This is a genomic window from Thermoplasmata archaeon, assembly GCA_036395115.1.
Classification (GTDB): Archaea; Thermoplasmatota; Thermoplasmata; order RBG-16-68-12; family RBG-16-68-12; genus RBG-16-68-12.
In genome coordinates this window covers 1-20,480 of sequence record DASWDU010000048.1, presented here as the reverse complement: position 1 = coordinate 20,480, position 20,480 = coordinate 1, and the positions used below count along the sequence as shown (strand labels likewise).

Sequence of the window (20,480 nt, the reverse complement as noted above, 5' to 3'; positions counted from 1 at the left end):
TCCGACCACGATAAAGGCTTTGTCCTCAAGACTCCGGCGCGAGGACGCCCGCCTCGAGCCGATACCGCGACGACGGGATTGCGCGCACGTCCGCGTCGTGGCTGGCGAGCACGATGGCGGCCCGGTACGACGTCCGCGCGAGGGAGAACGCCTCCAGGACCGCCTCGGTGCCTTTCGCATCGAGCGACGCGGTCGGCTCATCCGCCAGGAGGGCCTTCGGTCCGTTCGCGAGCGCCCGGGCAACGGCCACGCGCTGCGATTCGCCGACCGAGATCTCGTTCGGGCGTCGGGTCGCGAGGCGCGCGAGGTCGAACGTCTCGAGCAGGTCCGCGACGCGTCGGTCCGCGGGTCGTCTCGCGAGGCGCAGCGGGAGCGCCACGTTCTCTTCGACGGTCAGGTCGTCGATCAGGTTGTGCGTCTGGAACACGAAACCGATCTCGTGAAGGCGGACCTTCGACAGTTCCCGTTCCCGGAGGCGAGAGATCTCGCGGCCCGCGATCGACACGGAGCCGCGCGTCGGCACGTCAAGCCCGCCGAGGATCGAGAGGAGCGTCGTCTTCCCGCTCCCGTTCGGGCCCCAGAGGAGAACCGCCTCGTCCCGGCCGACGTCGAGGGACACGCCCCGAAGCACGTCGGACCGACCGTCGTACGACTTCCACAACTCGCGGGCCGACAAGACCGGTTCGGGCATGGGCGCTCGCCATCGGCACGTCGTCGGAAGAGGATTTCGTGTCCAGGCCCGCAAAAGGCGCCGCGGGCATGGCGGCGGATCCCGGGAGGCTTCGCTACACGTTCCCGACTGTGAGCAGACTAATCCGCCGTCGCCTCACGCGGGGCGGTTAGAAAGACCATGTCTAGACGGCGGGGCTGCAATGGGAGCTCTTGGAACTCGGTGATGCACAATCCTTTATGTATTCCGATGACACATTCATGCATGACGGTTGGGGAGGGAGCAATCCGCACATTTTAACAGCTCGTGGTCCGAGCGGTGCGTCCTCGAGGGTGTTCGTCGTCGCCGTGTTCATCTTGTTGATTCCCGCCGCATTCCAGGTCGTGATACTTTTCCAGGGGTGGGCCGAGACCCCGACTGCGTTCACGGGAGCCCGCTTGAGCGTCTATCCTCCGCCTACGCAGGCGTCAGTTTCGGACCAGCTCACCTTCTCGACGTACTTGGGAGGTGACGGGGTCGATCAAGGCGAAACCGTGGCGGTCGATGCTAACGGAAACGTGTACGTCGTTGGCCAGACCGCGGCCCCGAGCCTCCCCGATACCCCGGGCTTCCCCGTGACCCCGGGGGCCTTCGACTCGATTCTTCGAGGCGAGTCCGATGGATTCGTCGCAAAGTTCAATGCAACTGGGATCCCGGAGTTCATCACGTTTCTCGGAGGCACGGGAGCGGACAACGCCCTGGATGTTGCTGTCGACAATTCGGGGAGTGTGTATGTCTCCGGATGGACCGACTCGACCGATTTCCCCACGACCGCTGATGCCTTCAACCGGAACAACAGCGGCGGACGCGACGGCTTTCTCGCGAAGCTGAGCCCGGACGGTGCGAACCTGCTCTACGCCAGCTACATCGGCGGAAGTGGCCAAGATGAGGTCGCCCACCTCGCGCTGGGACCCGACAGCACGGTCTACTTCACGGGTACCATTGACTCGCCGGATTTCCCGATCACGCCGGGCGCCTACGACACGACTCTGGATGGCACGAGCGACGCGTACGCGGCTCGGCTGGACGTACAAGGAGATCGTCTGCTCTTCTCAACCTACTTGGGAGGGACGAGTAGCGATTTCTCGAGGGACATCGCCGTCGACGGGTCTGGGAGCCCGATTGTCGTCGGGACCACCGATTCGTACGATTTCCCGACCAGCTCCGGTGCCTTCGACGCGACGTTGAATGGCACGGATGGTTTCGTCGTCAGGCTCAATGCGGACGGGACGGACTTGCCCTACGGTTCCTTCTTCGGGGGCAGCGGGTCGGACGGGATCACGTCGCTCGCGCTCGACGAGAACGGGCTCGTCTCCGCGACCGGATATACGGCGTCGACGGATCTCCCAACGACGGAAGGCGCGCTCAGCCGAGTCTATCACGGGGGCAACTCGGACAGCTTCTTGTTTCGGATGAACCCGCAGGGGGCACTTCTCTACTCCACATTCGTGGGAGGAAGCGGAGATGACAATGGACAAGCCGTCGCGGTAGACGGCGCGGGGACGACGTACCTCCTTGGGGTCACCTCCTCCACCGACTTCCCCACCACCTCGGATGCGATGAGCAAGGTCAACCGCGGATTCACAGATAGCTACATCCTCACACTCGATAGCCCGGGAACTGCGATTTCCTATTCCTCGTACTTCGGCGGAAGCGGTTGGGATCACGGCGCTCTCCTTGCCGTTGACAACGAAAGCCACGTCTACGTGACGGGGTCGACCGGTTCCTCCGACTTCCCGGTCACCGTCGGGGCCTTTGACACGACGCTCGATGGTAGCTCCGATGCCTTCGTGGCGCGAATGAGAATTCCGAAGCCGGCCGAGTCCCCGATCCCTCCATCGTTGCCGTGCGGGCTCTTGTTCACCCCGCTGATCGGAGGATTGGGTCTGGTCGCCTGGGCCCTTCCACTTCGCTCTCGGAACCGGCGTGCCGAGCCCGGCTCTCACGAACCGGAGAAGACCCGCAAGTAGGTAGCGCTCCTCGGCCGATGTGTTCATGCGTTGCCCCGGAGCAGCGGAGGACGGGCCCGACCTTCCTGGGGGAAGGTACTTAGCGGGGGGCCGGCTCCGGAGTGCCCCATGGCTTCGAAGGCCGGGACCCGCCGGAAACGGACGCCCCCGTTGGACGGCGGTCGGCTCACGGAACCCCGATACCTCTTCCCGAGGGACGGCGAGTCGCTCGCCCGGCTCGCGGAGGCGGGGCTCGCGGAATGCCGCACCCGCTTGGACGAACTCGTGTCGACGGCGGGACCGCGGACGATATCGAACCTCCTCGTCCCGTACGACCGACTCCTGCTCGCGCTGGGGGAGGTCCTGTACCAGACGCGCTTCCTGTTCGACGTCCACCCCGATCCCGATGTCCGCAACGCCGCGGACCGATGGTACCAGGAGGCCCAGCGCTTCGCGACGGAGCTGAGCCTGAACCGGCCTCTGTACGAGGCGTTCGCCGCCCTGAACGTCTCGAGCGAGGACGACGAGACGCGGTACGCGATCGAGAAGATCGTGCGGGACTTCCGGCTCGCCGGCGTGGACCGCGACGAGGCGACCCGTGGCCGCATCCAAGCGCTGCGGGACGAGACCACGGCGATCGGCCAAGAGTTCGACCGGATCATCCGGGAAGACGTCCGCTCGATCACCGTCGACTCGCGGCGCGACCTCGAAGGTCTGCCGGACGACTTCATCGAGGGCCACGCGCCCGGCCCGGACGGGAAGATCACGGTCACGACGAACTACCCGGACTCGATCCCTGTCTTCCGGTACGCGCGGAACGCGGAGGTGCGCCGGCGCCTCCTGTTCGAATACCTCAACCGGGGCCACCCCGCGAACCTCGACGTCCTGGCGAGGCTCCTCGCGAAGCGGCACGAACTCGCCTCGGTCCTCGGGTACGACAGCTGGGCGGAGTACATCGTCCAGGACAAGATGGTCCGCTCGGCGAAGGCCGTCGCCCAGTTCCTCGGCAAGGTCACGACCGCGTCCGCGGAGCGGGCGCAGGAGGACTACGCGCGGTTGCTCGAGCGGAAGCGGCACGACGTGCCGGCGGCCGCCGCCTTGGACGCGTGGGATCCGAACTACTACTCCGAGGTCGTCCGCGCCGAGTCGTTCGCCTTCGACGCGAAGCTCCTGCGTCCGTACTTCGCCTTCCCGCGGGTGCGGGACGGGCTGTTCGCCCTGACGGGCGAGCTGTTCGGCGTCCGATACGAGCGTGTGCCGGGCGTGCCGGTGTGGCATGCGTCCGTCGAGGTGTACGACGTCTACGATGGTGCGAGGCAGCTCGGCCGGTTCTACCTCGACCTACATCCCCGCAAGGACAAGTACACGCACGCCGCGGCCTCGGGCCTCGTGACCGGGATCCGAGGGACGCAGCTCCCGCAGGCGGCGCTGATGTGCAATTTCCCGGACCCGTCAGAAGGACCCGCCCTGATGGACTATCGCGAAGTCGAGACGTTCTTCCACGAGTTCGGACACCTGCTCCATTCGATCTTCCAGGGGTACGGCCGGTGGGTGAAGAACACCGCCGAGGGGCTCGAGGGGGACTTCATCGAGGCGCCGTCGCAGATGCTCGAGGAGTGGGTCCGGGATCCCGAGGCGCTGCGGCGGTTCGCCCTCCACCATGAGACGGGCGAGCCGGTGCCTGCGGAGTTCGTCGCGAAGCTGAAGCGTGCCGACGCCGTCTCGCGGGCGCTCGACGCGCAGCGGCAGCTCGTGTACGCGACGCTCTCCCTCGAGTACTATCGAAGCGATCCGACGCCACATGACACGACGCGCACCTTGGAAGAAGTGTTCCGACGGTTCCCGCTCGTTCCGTTCTTCCCCGAGACGCACTTCCAGTGCAGCTTCGGCCATCTCAACGACTACTCCGCCATCTATTACACGTACATGTGGTCCCTCGTCATCGCGAAAGACCTGTTCTCGAAATTCCGGGAGGGCGGCTCGATCCTCGACCCGGCGATTGCGCGACGGTACCGGGAGACGATCCTCGCACGCGGGAGCGCGAAGCCCGCGGCCCGGCTCGTCGAAGACTTCCTCGGGCGGCCGCTATCCTTCGACGCGTTCGAGGCGTGGCTCCAGGAGTCGGCCTGAGGACGTCAGGGCGCGGCCGCCGCGGTCCGGTAGTAGGCGAGCGTCTTCTCCAGGCCCTCCCGCAACGGCGTCTGCGGCGCGAACCCGAGCCGCGTGGCGGCCTTCCCGATGTCCGCCCGAGAGTGCCGCACGTCGCCCGGCCTCGGCTCCCTCCGCGTCGCGCGGACCGGGGCGCCCGCGATCCCCGAGAGGACGTTCGCCACCTCCGCGACCGACGTGGCGGTCCCGGAGCCGATGTTGAACGTCTCCCCCGCAACGGATTTGTCGGCCGCGAGTTCGAGGGCTTCCGCGAGATCGCCGACGTACAGGAAGTCCCGCGTCTGCTCTCCGTCGCCGTGGATCTCGATCGGCCGGTTCGCCGCGACGGCGGCACAGAACGTCGGGATGACGCCCGCATACGCCGACGTCGTGGGTTGGCGCGGTCCGTATGCGTTGAAGATCCGGAAGACGACCGTCTCGATTCCGTTGAGCGAGGCGATCTCCTCGCACCCGAATTCCCCGACCATCTTCGTCGCGGCGTACGGCGAAGCGGGGGACGGCCTCATCGTCTCGACCTTCGGATCGGCTTCGGCGTTCCCGTAGACGGCGGCGCTCGAGGCGAACACGACGCGGCGTGCGCCCGCATCGACGGCGGCCTTGAGGACGTGCATCGTGCCCTCGACGTTGGTCCGCCAGTAGTCGTGCGGGCTCTTCACGCTCTCCGGGACGGACGTCTTCGCGGCGAGGTGGTAGACGACGTCATGGCCTTTCATCGCCGCCGCGAGGACCTTCGGTTGGAGGATCGAGCCCTTCTTCACATGGACCTCGCCCGGAGCGGCCGCAAGGTTCTGCAGCGAGCCGGTCGAGAGGTCGTCGAGGACCGTGACGAGGTTCCGGCCGCTCAGCCGTTCGATGAGATGGGATCCGATGAAACCGGCGCCGCCGGTCACGACGATTCGCCGCCCTTCCATCCAACGCGGCGGACCGCGAGGACGTGGAATAAGCGTTCCGGTTGCCGTCCACGTCGGGCGAACTAGGCCGGCGGGTTGAGCGTCCGAGGCCCCTGGTAGCCCCTTGGACGAAGGTAGTAGACGGGAAACGGGAATGGACCAACCGCTCGCGACGCGCGAGTCTCATATCCGTTCCGGAACCAGACGGTAACGCCGGACCTTCGCTCGAGGACGACCAGGCCGAACGCGGATCCCAGGATGTCCGCTCCGAGGCAGAGGTCCAGAGCCATAATGCCGGAAGTGGTCGCCCGCACGTCGTCCAGCGACGCATGAAACAGCGTAAGAAACACAATGAATAACGCGACGAGGACAACAACCGCCAGCACCAGTTCCAACAGCCATCCATGCGGGCCAGTCCGCCTCCACCAAGCGGGGACGAACCCGAAGCGCTGCGACTTCACGAGAACATTCCGGCCGGATCGCTCCCCCCACAGGAGCCCGAGGGCCGAGCTGGCGAGCGACAACGCGGTAACCACGATGGCCGGAACGCGTCCGTTCGAAAAAAGGAAAGCCGCCGAAACGGCCGTCAGCATCGTCCCGACCGCGAACCACGCAGTCGCGAGCCGGCGCTCGGGGCCAAATCGTTGAAAGTAAATTCCCCTGGAGGGGCGATGGCCACGAGATGGCGCATGTCACAGGAAGGATAAGCCTTCCTTCCGCACCCCTATGGGGCTAGCGCGGAACCGGGCGAGGTCGAGACTGACCTCGTAAAGACGACGTGCGAGCCCGGGGTCCCGCGACAGCCGCGACGACGCACGTGGCTTCTGTTTCACAAAGTAGTTGCCCGTCACGTCGGCCACCTCCGGGGACGTCGCGAGGTAGATCGGCGTCTCCGCACCCCGCTCGGCGCTGTTGAAGAACGGGCGGAAGAGGTTGACGATCCACGGCCAGTCGTCGCGGCCGAGGTTCGTGCGGATGACGCCGGGGTGACAGGCGTTCACCGTGACGCCGGTCCCATCGAGCCGGCGCGCGAGCTCGTACGTGAACAGGACCTGGGCGAGCTTCGACTGGTTGTACGCGCGCCAGCCGCCGTACTTCCGCTCGCCTTGGAGGTCGTCGAAATCGATCCGTCCTCCATTGTGGGCCGACGAGCTCACGTTCACGATCCGCGACGGCGCGGACGCCTTGAGGTGTTCGAGCAGGAGGTGCGTGAGGAGGAAGCCGCCGAGGTAGTTGACCGAGAACGTCTCTTCTAAGCCGTCCACCGTGGTTCGGCGTTCACGGCGGAACACGCCCGCGTTGTTCACGAGCGCGTCGAGGCGCGGGTACGTATGCTGGAACTCGTCCGCGAACCCTCGCGTGGAGGTTTGGCTCGACAGGTCCAGGAGCATGAGCGCGACGTGGGGATTTCCCGTCTGGCGGACGATGTCGAGCCGGGCGAGGTCGCCCCGCGTCGAGTCCCGACACGCCAGGACGACCGTCCCGCCGAGGTGAGCGAGGCCGAGGGCTGTCGTCTTGCCGATCCCCGAATTCGCCCCGGTGACGATCCACACGCGGTCCGCGAAGGCGGGAGGAGGGGTGCCTCTCATGCCGTCCACGGCCTGCCATCCGGCCGTGTGGTATATCGATTCGCCTCGCGTTCTCTTGGCCGAGCCATCCGCACCCTTCGGGCAGAATGCAGGGCCGGAACCGCCGACGTCTCGGAACGTTCCAAAACGAAACATTTGTCTCGGAACGCTTAAGGCCGCTATCGCCACCATCCCTTCTCGAGGACTTTGGCGGACCTGGCAGTTCAGCTCCTGGCAATCGCGTTCCAGGGCTTGATCGTCGCCACGTTCGCGATCCTCGCGATCGCGTTCGTGACGTTCCGTAGGATGAACAAGGAAGTGCGCCGCGCGCGGATGTTCATCCTCGCCGACCGGTTCGAACGGTTCCTGGGCGCGATCACGATCGCATTCTTGGCCCTCAGCGTCACCTTGATTAGTTCGGCCGTGGGCCTTCCCCCGCCGGCGGCTGCGTCCGCCGTCATGGTGTTCGTGTTCCTCGGCGGAATCATGTACGCCACCTTCGAGATCTTCTTCGTCATCCGGCCCCGACCGCGGAAGAATCACCGAGCTCTGCGGCGGCTCATGCCCAACCCAATGAGCGCCCGCGAGGTCCCGGACGAGGCGAGTGGCGATGCCCCAAAGTAGCCTCCGTCGCATGGACGACACGCTGACCCGCCAGGCCGAGCCGGACCTGCGAGGCGACCTCGAGGGCGTCCTGCGGGATCTGAGCCATCGCGCGCCCGGGGTCCTCGGAGCCGTCATCGCGGACGAGAACGGCCTCACGGTGGCGGGGAACGCGGGGAATCGCGAGCAGATTGACGTCCTCGCGGCCATGGCAACCTTGATCGCGCGATCCGCGGACGACGTCTTCGCGGCGCTGTCTCTCCCCGGCCCGCCCATCGTGCTCCTCGAGGGTCCCATGTCCGGCGTGGCGGTGATGCGCCTCGGGGCGAGCGAGATGAACGTCCTGTGCTTCTTCAGCAAGTCCGCGAACGTCGGGCTGGTCAAGATCGAGATGCGCCGCATCGGGCAGCACCTGGCGGACATGCTCGATCTCGGCCCACCGCCTTCCGTGGGCATCGAGGAGTTGTTCGTGATGACTCGAGGCGGCGTGCTCCTCCGGCACTACTCCGCGACGTTGCGCAACGATATCGACCGGGACATCCTCGGCGGGATGCTCGTGGCCGTCCAGCAATTCGTCAAGGACACCCTCGCCGTGAAGCAAGGAGGCCTCGACGAGCTCCGATACGGGGCGTACACGATCCTGTTCGTCCGCGGGACGGAGACGGTCGCGGCCGCGGTGGTCCGGGGCGCCGGGACCGACGACATGAAGTACCCGATCATGGACGCGCTCCTGGCCTTCGAGTCGCACTTCACGCGCCAGTTGGTGTCGTGGTCCGGAGACCTGGCCGCGTTCCCGGGCATCGACGAATACTTCTCGAAGATCCTGCATTCGTGAGTCGTCGGTCACGGAGGGGCCGGGGATCCCGGGGATCGCCATGCGGACGTCGACCCACGTCATCTCCGGCGGCTCGATGTCTTGCTGCCAGAATAGGGCGATCAGCTCGCCCGTGTGGTGGGCCTGCTCGAGCGTCACCTGCATCAGCGCGTCCCGGAGCGCGTGCGGCCGCTTCTTCCACCACGCCTGGACGGGCCGGTCGAGATCGCTGTCCTGCAACGACGCGAGGAGGGCCTGCTCCTTCGCGATCACCTTCTCCATGTACGCACGGACGCTCGCCATCGTCGGGAGCGTGTCGAGATCCCCGTCGTAGACTTTCGGGTCGGGGGAGTCATCCTGGGCGGAGACGTTCAGCCAGCCGTCGTGGACCTTTACGATGTGGAAGAAGATGTTCTTCATCGATTCGTAGGTCGCTTCGCGATTCTTCAGGACCGCTTCGTCAGGCAGCTTCGAGAGCGCGTCGCAATAGTCGCGGAGGACCCGCCAGTTGTACTCATACATTTCGCGGAAGTCATCGGCAGTCGCCATGATCGGCGAGAACGCGGTCATCTTGGATAAAGGATTCTTGGGCAGCAGAATGGGCGATGGCGGCCGTGGGCATGCGTCAACCCACTGACCCCGGGAGAAACTTGAAATAGATGATTTTCATTACATAATATAGTGAAGAGCGCTTGCTCCCGTTCGATGTCGACCGGGTCCGCATCATCGTGAGCAAACACTTCCGGAATACCTGGATGAAGCGATGGGACTGGGATCACCTCGACCTGCGGGAAGCAATTCGGGAGGCGCACAATGTCTCGCGGGTCGGGAGAGCCAAGTGGGACATCTTCATACGAAAAAAGGGCCCGAAGAAGCTGGTGTTAGTATATGACGCAGCGCGTGGTGAGGTCTTTGTCATCACGGGAGCGAAAGGCTAGCCGACCGGCCCGGTGCCCGGTCTGTGGGAAGGGCGTTCTCCTCCCCGTCGACGATATCACGTCGGAAATCGAAGGCTACACCTTTGTAGAGCGCGGACTTCGCTGCTCCGCCTGCGGAGAGGAGTTCCTCCCGGAGGAAGAGAGCCAGCGGATGATTCGGGTTGCACGGCGCCTCGGGATTTGGGGAGAGCCGCTCAAACTGCGGCGGAAGTTGTCCCGGAGCGGCCGAGGAACGATCCTCCGGATTCCGGCGGACATCGAGCACAGCCTGGGGTTGACGGGGGACGAAGAGGTCCTCGTGTCGAGGGCAGGGAGGAAGATCGTCATCGAGTTGAGCCGCTAGACGTCTTGGGCTCTCCGCTAACGGTTTGCCAAGAGATTCGAGCGGGATGCGGGTTCGACGGCATCTACGAGAGGCCGGCGGTACCAGCGCACGAGGAGGTACGCGAACACCGCGCCGACGATTCCCATGCCGCGCCAGCCCGCCAGCTCGAGGAACGCCGCGAGGGCAATCAGGAAGGCCACGACGCCCGCGACGAACGCGAAGCGCTGCCTCGCCCACCTCGCATCTCCGGATGTCCGACGGAGGAGCAACATCGTTACAAGGAGGACGATGGCCCCTTCCCAAACCGTGACGATTGGATAGACGCCGAGGGCGGGACCGCCGCCGTAGATCAGGAAGGAGCCGCCGATGAACGCGAATCCGGCGATCGCGTAGACGCGCGGGGAACGCGGCGTCCCGACCGGGAGGCGGTCCCACAGCCTCGTCGCATAGTTTCTCGCGGCCCAGGCGAGGAACGCGACCGCCGCGAGCGCGCCGAGGAGATGCCAGACCGAGGGCCGGTACGGCGTCAGCGCAAGATCGATGAAGACCGTCGCGGAGGCGAGGAACCCGATCGCGGCGACGTATCCCCGGCGGGAGGTGAATCGCACCCCGCGCGTGCGCGGCCAGATCCAGTCGACCAGGAAGATCGGCACCGCGATGCTCACGACGGCGTGGTAGATCGTCAGCCAGACGGCCCAGATCCAGTTCACGTCGAGCCAGCGGCCGTACCATCCGAGCGTCCCGAGGTCCATCCAGCCCGGGTCGAAGAACGACTTGACGGCGAGGCCCTCCTCGATGATTCCGTACGCCGCGCCGAGGAGCAGGATGCCCGGCCACCCGACCTTCCAGCGGACCGCGGTCTCGCGCATCACGAGGACGCCGGATCCGTAGAGCCAGATGAGCAAGAGGGCCCCGATCGGGTTCAGCCACTCGATCGGCGGGGAGGAACCGGACAGCATCTCCGCGATGATCGGGGAGAGGAGGACGAGGGCCCAAAGGGGCCGTCGGTTCGGGTGGGCGCCGTCGTCGGCCATGGGAACGGCGTTCGCGGGGCTCCTGATAAAGGCCGCGGGAACAAAGTTTCCGCCGAGAGACGAACCCCGTTGAGCGTCGAAGCGACTCCGCGTCTTCGCGACCCACGCCCTCTCGAACCGCGGGGGGCGATACGCGCGGCCTCTCGACGTCTACGTGGATGCCTTCCGGCCCGAAGCCCTCCACAGGAGCCCCGAGGTGATGAACAGCCAACCGAGGAAGAGGACGACCCCGGCGACGAACGCGACGTACGCACCACCCACCGGCAACCCGCCAACGAGGGACAGGATCGCCGCGACGATCCCTAGGTATCCAAGCCAACGGGGAAAGGGCTGCCCCTTGCTCGTGAGGAAGCCGTACAGTCCAACGCCGGCCATGAGGACGAGGAAGCCGAATATTGCTACGGCTCCGGAACCGATGGCCGCCTGGGCGGCGACGACGGCGGCCGTCCTCGCAATCCCTCCCGTGGCATAGGCGCCCGACAGCGCGTCCAGGGCGATCGTCTCACCGATGAACACCGCCGCCGTGACGACGATCCCGACGATCGAGAAGAGAGTCGCCGTCGCGACGAGGAGACGGTCCGTTCCGTCGTAGGCGTTTCGTAGCTGCACGAAATACGGAATCGCGAGGACCGCGGCGAGCCCGAGGAAGATGTCTCCGGCCAAGAACGCGGTCCGGAGGGAGCTGTACCCGGCGAGGGTCGCGTCGGCCTGTGCCGGGACCCCGGGAAAGTCAAACGTAACCGCAAACGTTGCGACGAGAAGAATCCCGAAGACGATTCCGCAAAGGCTGGCCAGCCTTGGCTCGAGCTCGGTCGGATTACCGCCCTTCGATGGCCTTGGCATGGACCTCCCCGCGCGGCATCTTTCGGGGACTACTCAAGGCTTGCGCACGCTCGTCACGGCGCGTGGTGGCCACGGATGGCCGTTCCAGTCGAAGCAAGCCGCTTACCGGTGCGAGTCCCCGTTCGTTTCATCGCGGCCGGAAGCGCGCGGCGGGAGGGTCCCATGGCCGACGAACGCGCGGACTGCCGACCACGATCGGATTCCGTGGACCCACGCGAAGGCGACGAGGATCGCGAACCCCACGATTTCGCCGGCCTGGACGTACGGGTCGTGGAGGAGCGCCTCGAACCAGACGTCGGCGCTGAACGGCGTGGCGGGGAACCCCCAGCCGTACGCCGGGTACCATACGACGTGTGGGAGCTCCCACATTTGATCGAGGAGGAGGTGCGTCGCCACGCCGAATCCGGCGAACCGCGACCCCCGCCACGCGGGCACGAGGCCCAAGGCGAGGACCGTGAACAGGAAGAGGAGCGTGTGCCCCCAAAGCCGCGTCTGCAGGCCGAGCGCATATCCGAGAGGCTTGTCGATCAGGTCCGGGAGGATGGCGCCGAAGAGGATGAGGCGGTAGTCGACGCGCGCGGGGGACCGCCACGCGAGGAGCCACGCGAGGCCGAGGCCGATCCCCAGGTGGCCGAGGAGGAACGTTGCGGTCACCTCTCGCGGACGGAACGCACGTGATGCCCCCGGGGGCCCGAAGCACGCAGCATCGATTCGTCCGCGGTGTACAATGCCGCGTCGAGACGCTCGGCGAGCGAGATGTACATTGCATCGTAGACGGAAAGTCCGAGCCGGAACGCCGCTCGGACGGCCGCCGTCATCGATGTCTCCGAGGTCGGTTCGAGCCCCAACTCGAAGGCGAACAGATCGTCCATGTGTTCCGCGAGCCGGTCCGAGCCCACCTGCGGATGGTATCGGAGGGCATTCGCAACTTCGTAGACCAGGAGATCCGGAGCGACCAGCCGTAGATCGCCGCTCACATGACGCGCTCGGAGGAGTACCGCCGATTCGGTATCCGCCTCTGGCAGGAACCACTTGGCGACGACGGAGGCGTCTACGACCGCCGTCGCAGGTCGCGCCATCGGCGAATCTCCTTCGTGCTGTTGTAGTCACTCGGCCCGATGAGACTCCGGAACTCGTCCATTCGCCGCGCGGCCTCGCTCGCCCGTCGCCGGTCGATCGGGCTCCTCAGGCGCTCTTCGAGTTCGAGCCGCCGGCGGATTGCCTCGCGGAGGACTTCCGACCAGTTGATGTCCCGAAACTTGGCCATCCGCTTCTTGGTGGCGGGGTCGACCTTAACGCTCACAACCTCCATGGAACTCGGATATTACTTGTAATACTTAAGGATTACTTGGTCCGGTTCCAACGGTGGCGGCCATCTCCTGATTCCCCCGTCGCCGAACGTTTATCCCTGTCAGGCCCGTTCCGCGCCCCGGATGGCGCGCCCGATCTTGCGCCTCGCGACCCGCTTCACGCGACGCACGCGCGCGACCGCGTGGGCGATCGGCTTCGCGTGCATGGTCCTCGTCGGCGCGCTGAGCCTCGTCGACGGCCTCGCGAGCGGGATCGGGTCCGTCGCGGACCGGATCGGGTCCGGCCCGGCCGTGTACATCCGCGGGAGCGAACTCCTCGCGAGCGCGATCGACGCCGACGAGGTCGCGACGATCCCGGGGGACTTCCTCGCGCTCCGCGTGCATCCCGCGGAACTCGAGATCAACGGCACCACGCTGTCCATGACCGTCGTCGCGCTGGAGTCGTACCGCAACGGCACCGCAACGACCGCGTACCCGACCGGCGCGAACGACGTCTCGCTGGACGCCGGGCTCCGCACGCGGATCACGGAACTGAGCAGCGCGCCGCCCGGGCCCACGGGGAGCCTGACCGTCTTCGGCCGCCGGCTCGCGGATCTCCCGATCGTCGCGCCGCCGCCGTCGGTCCCCGTGATCTTCGCGGACGACTGGGCGTACGTTCGGCCGGCGCTCCTGGCTGCGACGGATCCGGTGCGGGGCGGCCCGATCCAGGCGATCCTCTCCGAGGTGCCACTCGACCCGTCATCGATCGCGTCGCACGGCCTCACGCGGCTCGAGACGTTCGGAGCGATCGGGTTCGTCCGCGGGAGCATCTCCGAGGTCCAGCGCTCGCTGGCGGTCCTCGCCCTTGTCATCGCGGTCGTGATCGGCCTGCTCGTCTACGCGGCGATGAGCCTCGAGGTGCATCAGCGGGCGGCGGAGATCGCGACGCTTCGGAGCCTGGGCGCCTCGCCCGCGACGGTGGCCTCCGTCTACGAGGCCCAGGCGATCCTCCTCGCGGTGGCGGGGGCCGTCCTCGGCTCGGCGCTCGGGGTCGTCGCGGCCCACGCGGTCGTCTCGTTCGCGCCGCTCCTCGGCCTCCCGAATCTGGTGCTCCTCGACGCTCCGATCAACGCGGTCCTCCTCGCGTTCGGGATTTCGATCCCCGCCGCGGCCGTCGCGGGCCTCGTGCCGTCGCGTCGCGCGGCCGTCCAGGTCGCGCATCGAAAGGGGGCGGGCCCATCCTGATGCCTCGCCGCGGCTTGGCAGGGCTCTTCCTGTGCGCGGCCCTCCTCGGCGCGACGTGGCCGACGTTGGCGGCGTTGCCGGCACTCCCGGGTCGGATTCTCGCGGGGGACGTGTACGCGATCACCCAAGGGAGTGGCGCCTTGTCCGTCAACGCGAGCCTCGTCGAGAACCTGACCTCGCAGGGGTGGCTCGTGAGCCCGGAGATTCTCGCCCCCACGACGATCGAGGGCGAGCCGGTCCTCGCGCGCGGCGCCGACCCGGCGACCTTCTTGGCGCTCGAGGGACTGCCGGGCCAAGCCCCGGTCGTCGGGGATCGGTGGGCGTTCGCGGGCGAGGGGCTCGCGTCGCGCCTGGGCCTCCGCGTTGGCGATTCCGTCACGATCGTCGGGTCCGCGCTTCCGCGCATCGCGTTCGCGCAAATCACGGGGACGTATCGCACGGACACAACCGCGAACGACGAGCTCGTCGTCGACTTTCCGACGGCGCGGATCCTGACAGGCCTCGGTCCGCGGAACTTTCATTCGATCCGCGTGCGGACGACGGACGTGGCCTCGCTCGTGGCGTTCCTCGACCGGACCGGGGCGAGCGTCCACGTGAGCGGTCCGGGGTTCGCTGGCGCCGACGTCCACAGCGAGCCGACGACGGACGAACGGATCACGAACATCATCCTGAGGACCGGCCGCGGGGGCGCGCCGCGGGACTACCTCTCGAGCGCGATCGGCGAGGCGGCGACGTCCGTGCGCGTCGTCGCCTACGGGATTGCGGCGCTCCTCGGGCTCCTCGTGGCGTTCGGGATCCACGCGGTCCAGGCGCGCGCCTTCGCCGACCGTCGCCCCGCGGTCGGCGTCCTCCGTGCCCTCGGCGCCGGCAACGGCTGGATGCGGCGGCGGATCCTCCGGGAGACCGTGCCGGCGGCGCTGCTGGCGAGCACGCTCGGCACGGCGCTCGGCGTGGGCGCCTCTCTGCTCGTCCGGCCCCGCGGGGTCTTGCTCGTCTTCGGCCATTCGATTCCCGTGTCGACGGACGTCTCGGTGTTCGCGGCCATCGTCGTGGCGGTCGTCGTCGCCTCGCTCGCGTCCTCGCTCGTCCTCCTGGGGCGCGCGATGAAGGTCCGTCCGACTGAATCGATTCGCGAACAGCCCGCGGTCGAGCCGCCGCGATCGCTGGAGGTGGTGCTGCGAGGCTGAAGGCCGACGGCGCGCTCCTCGTCGCGTTGTACGCCATCGCCCTGGCCGCCCGGCTCGTGCCGCTCACCTTCAGCCCGTTGCCCTACAACATCGACGGGTTCCCGCTCGCGCGGATCTCGGAGGGGATCGCCACGACGGGGACGTGGCGAATCGACCCGGCGGACGTCAACAACTACAACGAGAAGATGCCCGCCTTCTCCCTCCTCTGGGCCGCCGCCTCGATGCTGGGTGGACTCCAGCCCCTCGCGCCCGTCGAGCTCGTCGTCGTCCTGATCACATCGCTCGTCGTCCTGCCTGCGTATCTGATCGGCGTGAAGGCGTCCGGTCGGCGGCTCGTCGGCTTTGCCGCAGGCCTGTTCGTCGCGCTGTTCGGGAGCTTCCTCATGCTCACGAGCGGGGTGTCGAAGGAGTCGATCGGGCTCCTCGTGTTCCCCGTGGCGGTGCTCCTCTTCCACGAGCGAGCGGATCGGCGGAAGCGGGCGCTCGCCTTCGTCCTTTTGGCGTTCCTGCCGTTCCTCCATCATCTCACGACCCTCCTGACGCTCGGGATGGTCGCCTCGCTCGTCGTGCTGACGCAGCGCCGCGCGTCGTCGCAGGGACGATTCTCGGTCCGGGCGCTGGTGCTCGACATCGCGACGGGACCCGCCCTTGCCGTCCCCGCCTGGGCGTACTACGCCGCGGTGGACTTGCCGTTCCTCGCGGACCTCGTCGCGCCGGAGGCGCTCGCGTTGTTCCTCGCCCTCGTCGTCCTGTTGACCGCCGCGATCGCGCCGATGTCCCGACCCGCGCGCATCCGAATCGGCCGGCGGCTCGTGTCGCCCGCCACGCATGTGATCCTGCCGCCTGCGGTCGGAGTCGTGGTCATCCTCGCGAACGCGCAGACGAGCCTGTTCGCGGGGGCGCTCCCGACGCAGGCCGCGTTTCTCGCCCTCCAGCCCGCAATCGCGGTCCTGACGGCATTCGTCCTGGCGGGCTACCAGCTCGTGCGCCGCACGTCGAACCGCGCGAACGACCTGGTGACGTCGATGCTCGTCGCGCCGGTCGCCATGGTGCTCTTCGGATTCTTGCGGGGCCTCGACGCCGAGAGCCTCGTGATTGTGTATCGGTCCATCGACTTCCTCGACTACGCGCTCGCCCTCCTGGCCGCCGTCGCCTTTGTGGCGGCGTGGAAGGGCTTGCGTCCGCATCGCGCCGCGCGGGTCGCCCTGGTGGGCGGCTTCCTCGCGGCGCTGCTCGCGACGACGCCGATGGCGTGGAACACCCCCGCGGTCTTCGGCGTCGAGAACACGACGACCACGGACGAGTTCCAGGCGCTCGCGCTCCTGGGGTCCCTCGGCGCGAAGAACGTGACGACGGACCAACGCCTCGCGGACATCGGCGCGATGTGGTTCGGCTACACGACCGACCGCTCGTTGCCGCTCAAGCTGCGAGACAACGAGAGCACCGCGGGGCTCGACTACGCCATCGTCCTCGAGCGGTGGAGCACCGTGGGCGCGCAGGTGCACCCGGCGCCGAACATCATCCTCGACCCGAGCGTCGTCGACACGTTCCTGTCGTCGAATCGAGTCGCATACGTCGCGGGCCCGCGCGGCGATCGAATTTTCGTGGTACAAATCCTGGGCTAGTGCGCGGGCCGGATTCCGCGGCGCATCGTCGCGCGGCCTTGAGGCAGAACACATTGCACTACACCAGGTGCATCCCCTTGCGGGCCGAAGCCGCCGTTCTATAGTGTCGTGGTCCATCGCGCGAATCGAACTTCCCAATCATCCGGGACGGCGTCGCACCTGCATCTCGGCCGACCCCCTCGACCACTTCGCCGTCCCGGCCCTGTATTCTGGGGTCGACCTACAGGTCCTTGAATACGCCTCGGCCGTCGAGCGGGGGCAGGCGGCTTCAGCGGCCCAGACGCCGTTCCGTGACGCTTCCGAGGGATCGCATGTCGGAGCACCATGCCGGCGATGAACCTGCTCGGAAGTCCCAGGGCGCGTCTCGCACCACAAGCGAGGCTCCGTTTCGGCCAATCGCCCCATCCACGTTGTCCGCCTCCCGCTCGCCTGAAACACAACCGCGAAATATGTCGAGCTCCGTTTCTCCTTCGTGCTTGGAGGGCGTCGAGAACACGTCCCTGGATGATGTCCTCACCGGCATCTACGGAATTGCAGCCGGGAACATGACGATCCAATACAACGACATCGCGGGGATTCACCAGATGGGCGTCGAGCTCTACCGAACGGCGGATGTCACGATTGCGCGCAACCGGATCACGGACATTCCCCTCGGATCTTCGGCCGTGTCCATCGAAACGGCGGCAAATGTGACGATCGCGTCAAATCATTTCGGCCCGAGCGGCGGCGGGGGTGTCCTCTTCACCTACACGAATTCGGCTCACATCTACCACAACAACTTTTACCAGATTAGCTACAGCGAGGGATGGAACTCCGGCGGGAACACGGGTCTCGTGTGGGATGATGGGTATCCGTCGGGCGGCAACTATTGGTCGCACTTCGCTGGAACGGACCGATGCAGCGGCGGCAATCAGTCCGTCTGCACTTTCCCGGACGGCCTCGGAGACTCGGTATACGGAGGAGTTGGAGGTTACGGCGGCGCCGACCGGTTTCCGTTCGTCGGCGCCTTCCCGGACCCGCTCGTCCCGAAGATCACGATCGAGGAGAGCTTCTTTGGCCCGTCGAACCCCCTGATCCTCGCGCTCGGGATCGCGGTGGTGGGGGTCGTGACCGTCGCGGTTTTCATCATTCTCCGCAAGCGACGAAAGCCGCCGACAGAGGCGGTTCGTACCCCACCACAACAAGCCTAGCGGCCGTGCCACTCTCGAATAGGACGTAGCGGGTGAGATCGCCTCTCGAGAACCCTTAAATACGGCACGCCGCTTCGAACCGCCCGCATGGCCGAGAAGAAGTCCCGCGCCGCCGCCCGCAAGATCAAGGACAAGTGGAAGGCGAAGGTGTGGTACAACCTCCTCGCGCCGGAGATGTTCAACAAGCAGCTGCTCGGCGAGACGCCGACCGATACGCCGGACAAGCTCGTCGGCCGGGTGACGGAAGTCACGGTCCAGGACTTGACGGGCGACTTCAGCAAGATGCACATCAAGCTCGCGTTCCGCGTGAACCAGGTGCAGGGGCAGGACGCCCTCACGCAGTTCGTCGGGCACGACATGACGTCGGACTACATTCGACGGCTCACGCGGCGCAAGCGGACGCGGACGGACCTCACGGTCGACATCGTCACGAAAGACGCATGGAACGTCCGGGTGAAGCCGATGGCGATCACCGACCGACGGATCCAGTCGTCCAAGCAACGCGTCCTGCGGGCGATCATGGCGAAGGTCGTCTCCGACATCGCGGCGAAGCAGTCGATCGGCGAGTTCGTCAAGGGCATCATCAGCGGCGACCTCGCGAAGACGATTGCCCTGGGCTGCAAGCCGATCCATCCCGTCTCGCGCGTCGAGGTGCGGAAGTCCGAGGTGTGGGCGATGGGCGAGCTCCCGCCGCCGACGGAGGCTCCGGCCGAGGCCGCGGAAGTGCAAGCACCTGCGCCGCCGCCCGTGGAACCGGTCCCTCCGCCGCCAGAGCCCGCCCCGGAGGAGCTCACGCCCGAGGAACTCCCGCCAGACGACCTCTGAGGTTCATCGCGGGCCGGCTCGACGCTGTATCCGAGCGGGCCCCTATCGACCTCCGTTTCCGTAGTCGCGCAGATGGAATGAGTCTGATTCCTCGCGTTAGCATTCTCACGAGACCGTCGTCCGCCGTTACGAGCGCGCGGTTCTCCAGAGCGGCGAGAGCAAGATTGCTCGAGGCCACGGCGCTCGAAATCTTCGAGAAGACGCGATAGGTCGAGCGTCCGCCCATCTGGAAAAAGCGAAAGAAAATGGGGAGTCCGGCGCCCCATCGGCGCCGGCCCGTTGAGGAGGTTCTACGGCCTACGCATGAGGTTCGACGTGCTTCTCGATGAGGAGATACACGTTGTCCATCGTGCCATCCTGGTCGATGTCCTCCGCGTGGTACTCGACGAAGATCCACTCATGCGTGTCCGGCGTCCCGTCCTGGTCCGGATCGGTCGTGCGCTCCGCGCGGAACGTCAGGTCGACCTTCTCGACGACGCCATTGGAGTCTGCGTCGACCCACTGCGCGTCGAGGCGCAGATACGCGGTCATCTCGGGCACGCCGTTCTCGTCCTCGTCCTGCACGGCGGATCCGCGCGCGGTTACCGTGACGAGCTCCGCGTTGCCATCATCGTTCGCGTCGGTCGCTTGGCCGTACGCGACGAAGGCGGCCTCGTACTCCGGCACGCCGTTGTGGTTCGCGTCGCGGACCGCGCTCGTGTGGATCGTCACGTTCGCGCTCTCGAAGGCACCGTTCGAGTTCTCATCGACCGCGAGGAGGTCGATCGTCGCACCGCGCCGCTCGTCGACGATGCCGTCGGAGTCGAAGTCGAGTTCCCGCGTCGCGACGAAGTGCAGCTCGATTCGGTCCGCATACTCATCCTCGATCGCGTTCACGACGACGCCATCCACGGTCGCGTAAGAGTGGTCCTCCGGCACGCCGTCGTCGTTGCGGTCGACGATCGCCTCGGCACGGATCGTCAGCGTGGCCCGTTCGAAGATGCCGTTCGAGTTCTCGTCCGTGGTCTCGAACACGCCTTCGACGCTCGCGCGGTACTCCGCGGTGCCGTCCTGGTCCATGTCCCGGACGACCGCCCCGCTCAGCGCGATCCGCGCCAGCTCGGGGTTGCCGTCGTCGTTCGAGTCCGTCGCGACGACCGTGATCTCGAGCGCCTTCCGCACCTCGATCACGCCGTCGGAGTTGAGGTCCGCGCGGCCGTACACGTAGATGCGGCCGTCGACTTCCTCCGCGAAGCCGTTCGAGTTCGCGTCCGTGCGGGCGAACGAGAGCTCGAGTC

General features: G+C 66.7%; 22 protein-coding genes. 12 read left to right on the top strand and 10 right to left on the bottom strand.

From position 1 onward, the window contains the following. Positions 1-25: 25 nt before the first annotated feature. The gene (locus VF992_11610; protein ID HEX9341797.1) at positions 26-691 is read right to left on the bottom strand and encodes an ABC transporter ATP-binding protein; all 666 of its coding nucleotides are present in this window, start codon (positions 689-691) and stop codon (positions 26-28) included. Positions 692-1,002: 311 nt separating this feature from the next. Here VF992_11610 and VF992_11605 point away from each other — a divergent pair, with 311 nt between their 5' ends. Both VF992_11605 and VF992_11600 read left to right on the top strand, forming a co-directional pair. Then, on the top strand, positions 1,003-2,679 hold the full coding sequence (locus tag VF992_11605) for an SBBP repeat-containing protein (GenBank protein ID HEX9341796.1): 1,677 nt from the start codon (positions 1,003-1,005) through the stop codon (positions 2,677-2,679). 108 nt (positions 2,680-2,787) lie between these two features. Continuing rightward, positions 2,788-4,788: a M3 family metallopeptidase gene (locus VF992_11600; protein ID HEX9341795.1), complete on the top strand. Its 2,001-nt coding sequence runs from the start codon at positions 2,788-2,790 to the stop codon at positions 4,786-4,788. Positions 4,789-4,793: 5 nt separating this feature from the next. Here the strand turns inward: VF992_11600 and VF992_11595 are convergent, their stop codons facing one another. From VF992_11595 to VF992_11585, 3 genes are all read right to left on the bottom strand, one after another. Then, positions 4,794-5,738, bottom strand: a complete 945-nt coding sequence (locus tag VF992_11595; protein HEX9341794.1) for an NAD-dependent epimerase/dehydratase family protein — start codon at positions 5,736-5,738, stop codon at positions 4,794-4,796. 62 nt (positions 5,739-5,800) lie between these two features. Next, the gene (locus tag VF992_11590; GenBank protein HEX9341793.1) at positions 5,801-6,253 is read right to left on the bottom strand and encodes a hypothetical protein; all 453 of its coding nucleotides are present in this window, start codon (positions 6,251-6,253) and stop codon (positions 5,801-5,803) included. Positions 6,254-6,409: 156 nt separating this feature from the next. Next, positions 6,410-7,306 (bottom strand): SDR family oxidoreductase, encoded by an 897-nt coding sequence (locus tag VF992_11585; GenBank protein ID HEX9341792.1) that lies wholly within the window; start codon positions 7,304-7,306, stop codon positions 6,410-6,412. A gap of 186 nt (positions 7,307-7,492) precedes the next feature. On the opposite strand from VF992_11585, the gene VF992_11580 reads away from it, so the two are divergent. The 5 genes from VF992_11580 (at position 7,493) to VF992_11560 (ending at position 9,983) form a co-directional block, all read left to right on the top strand. Continuing rightward, entirely contained in the window at positions 7,493-7,909 is a 417-nt protein-coding gene (locus tag VF992_11580; protein HEX9341791.1) for a hypothetical protein, read from the top strand. Beyond that, entirely contained in the window at positions 7,896-8,723 is an 828-nt protein-coding gene (locus tag VF992_11575; GenBank protein HEX9341790.1) for a hypothetical protein, read from the top strand. Before VF992_11580 ends, VF992_11575 begins: the two co-directional genes overlap by 14 nt. 40 nt (positions 8,724-8,763) lie before the next feature. After that, on the top strand, positions 8,764-9,036 hold the full coding sequence (locus tag VF992_11570) for a hypothetical protein (GenBank protein ID HEX9341789.1): 273 nt from the start codon (positions 8,764-8,766) through the stop codon (positions 9,034-9,036). A 358-nt stretch (positions 9,037-9,394) separates the two neighbouring features. Beyond that, positions 9,395-9,640, top strand: coding sequence for a hypothetical protein (locus VF992_11565; protein HEX9341788.1), 246 nt, complete (start codon positions 9,395-9,397; stop codon positions 9,638-9,640). Between the two features lie 151 nt (positions 9,641-9,791). Further along, positions 9,792-9,983, top strand: coding sequence for a hypothetical protein (locus VF992_11560; GenBank protein HEX9341787.1), 192 nt, complete (start codon positions 9,792-9,794; stop codon positions 9,981-9,983). A 17-nt stretch (positions 9,984-10,000) separates the two neighbouring features. Here VF992_11560 and VF992_11555 read toward each other — a convergent pair whose 3' ends face one another. The 5 genes from VF992_11555 to VF992_11535 all read right to left on the bottom strand — a co-directional run bounded on the left by VF992_11555 (position 10,001) and on the right by VF992_11535 (position 13,154). Beyond that, the gene (locus VF992_11555) at positions 10,001-10,999 is read right to left on the bottom strand and encodes a hypothetical protein (protein ID HEX9341786.1); all 999 of its coding nucleotides are present in this window, start codon (positions 10,997-10,999) and stop codon (positions 10,001-10,003) included. Between the two features lie 150 nt (positions 11,000-11,149). Further along, positions 11,150-11,842, bottom strand: a complete 693-nt coding sequence (locus VF992_11550; GenBank protein ID HEX9341785.1) for a DUF4386 family protein — start codon at positions 11,840-11,842, stop codon at positions 11,150-11,152. A 102-nt stretch (positions 11,843-11,944) separates the two neighbouring features. Beyond that, positions 11,945-12,496, bottom strand: coding sequence for a metal-dependent hydrolase (locus VF992_11545; GenBank protein HEX9341784.1), 552 nt, complete (start codon positions 12,494-12,496; stop codon positions 11,945-11,947). Next, positions 12,493-12,921: a type II toxin-antitoxin system VapC family toxin gene (locus tag VF992_11540; GenBank protein ID HEX9341783.1), complete on the bottom strand. Its 429-nt coding sequence runs from the start codon at positions 12,919-12,921 to the stop codon at positions 12,493-12,495. Before VF992_11540 ends, VF992_11545 begins: the two co-directional genes overlap by 4 nt. After that, complete coding sequence (locus VF992_11535) at positions 12,894-13,154, bottom strand: hypothetical protein (GenBank protein ID HEX9341782.1); 261 nt, start codon at positions 13,152-13,154, stop codon at positions 12,894-12,896. Before VF992_11535 ends, VF992_11540 begins: the two co-directional genes overlap by 28 nt. 121 nt (positions 13,155-13,275) lie before the next feature. On the opposite strand from VF992_11535, the gene VF992_11530 reads away from it, so the two are divergent. From VF992_11530 to VF992_11510, 5 genes are all read left to right on the top strand, one after another. Then, positions 13,276-14,376: an FtsX-like permease family protein gene (locus VF992_11530; protein ID HEX9341781.1), complete on the top strand. Its 1,101-nt coding sequence runs from the start codon at positions 13,276-13,278 to the stop codon at positions 14,374-14,376. Beyond that, positions 14,376-15,563 (top strand): FtsX-like permease family protein, encoded by a 1,188-nt coding sequence (locus tag VF992_11525; protein ID HEX9341780.1) that lies wholly within the window; start codon positions 14,376-14,378, stop codon positions 15,561-15,563. The genes VF992_11530 and VF992_11525 overlap by 1 nt, the downstream gene beginning before the upstream one ends. A 26-nt stretch (positions 15,564-15,589) precedes the next feature. Further along, on the top strand, positions 15,590-17,188 hold the full coding sequence (locus VF992_11520) for a hypothetical protein (GenBank protein HEX9341779.1): 1,599 nt from the start codon (positions 15,590-15,592) through the stop codon (positions 17,186-17,188). Between the two features lie 476 nt (positions 17,189-17,664). Further along, a complete protein-coding gene (locus VF992_11515; GenBank protein ID HEX9341778.1) occupies positions 17,665-18,378 on the top strand; it encodes a right-handed parallel beta-helix repeat-containing protein in 714 nt (237 codons plus the stop codon). An 87-nt stretch (positions 18,379-18,465) separates the two neighbouring features. Beyond that, entirely contained in the window at positions 18,466-19,203 is a 738-nt protein-coding gene (locus tag VF992_11510; protein HEX9341777.1) for a 30S ribosomal protein S3ae, read from the top strand. A gap of 297 nt (positions 19,204-19,500) precedes the next feature. On the opposite strand, the gene VF992_11505 is transcribed toward VF992_11510, so the two are convergent. Next, positions 19,501-20,480: hypothetical protein (locus VF992_11505; protein ID HEX9341776.1), on the bottom strand; the 980-nt coding region annotated here is incomplete at its 5' end.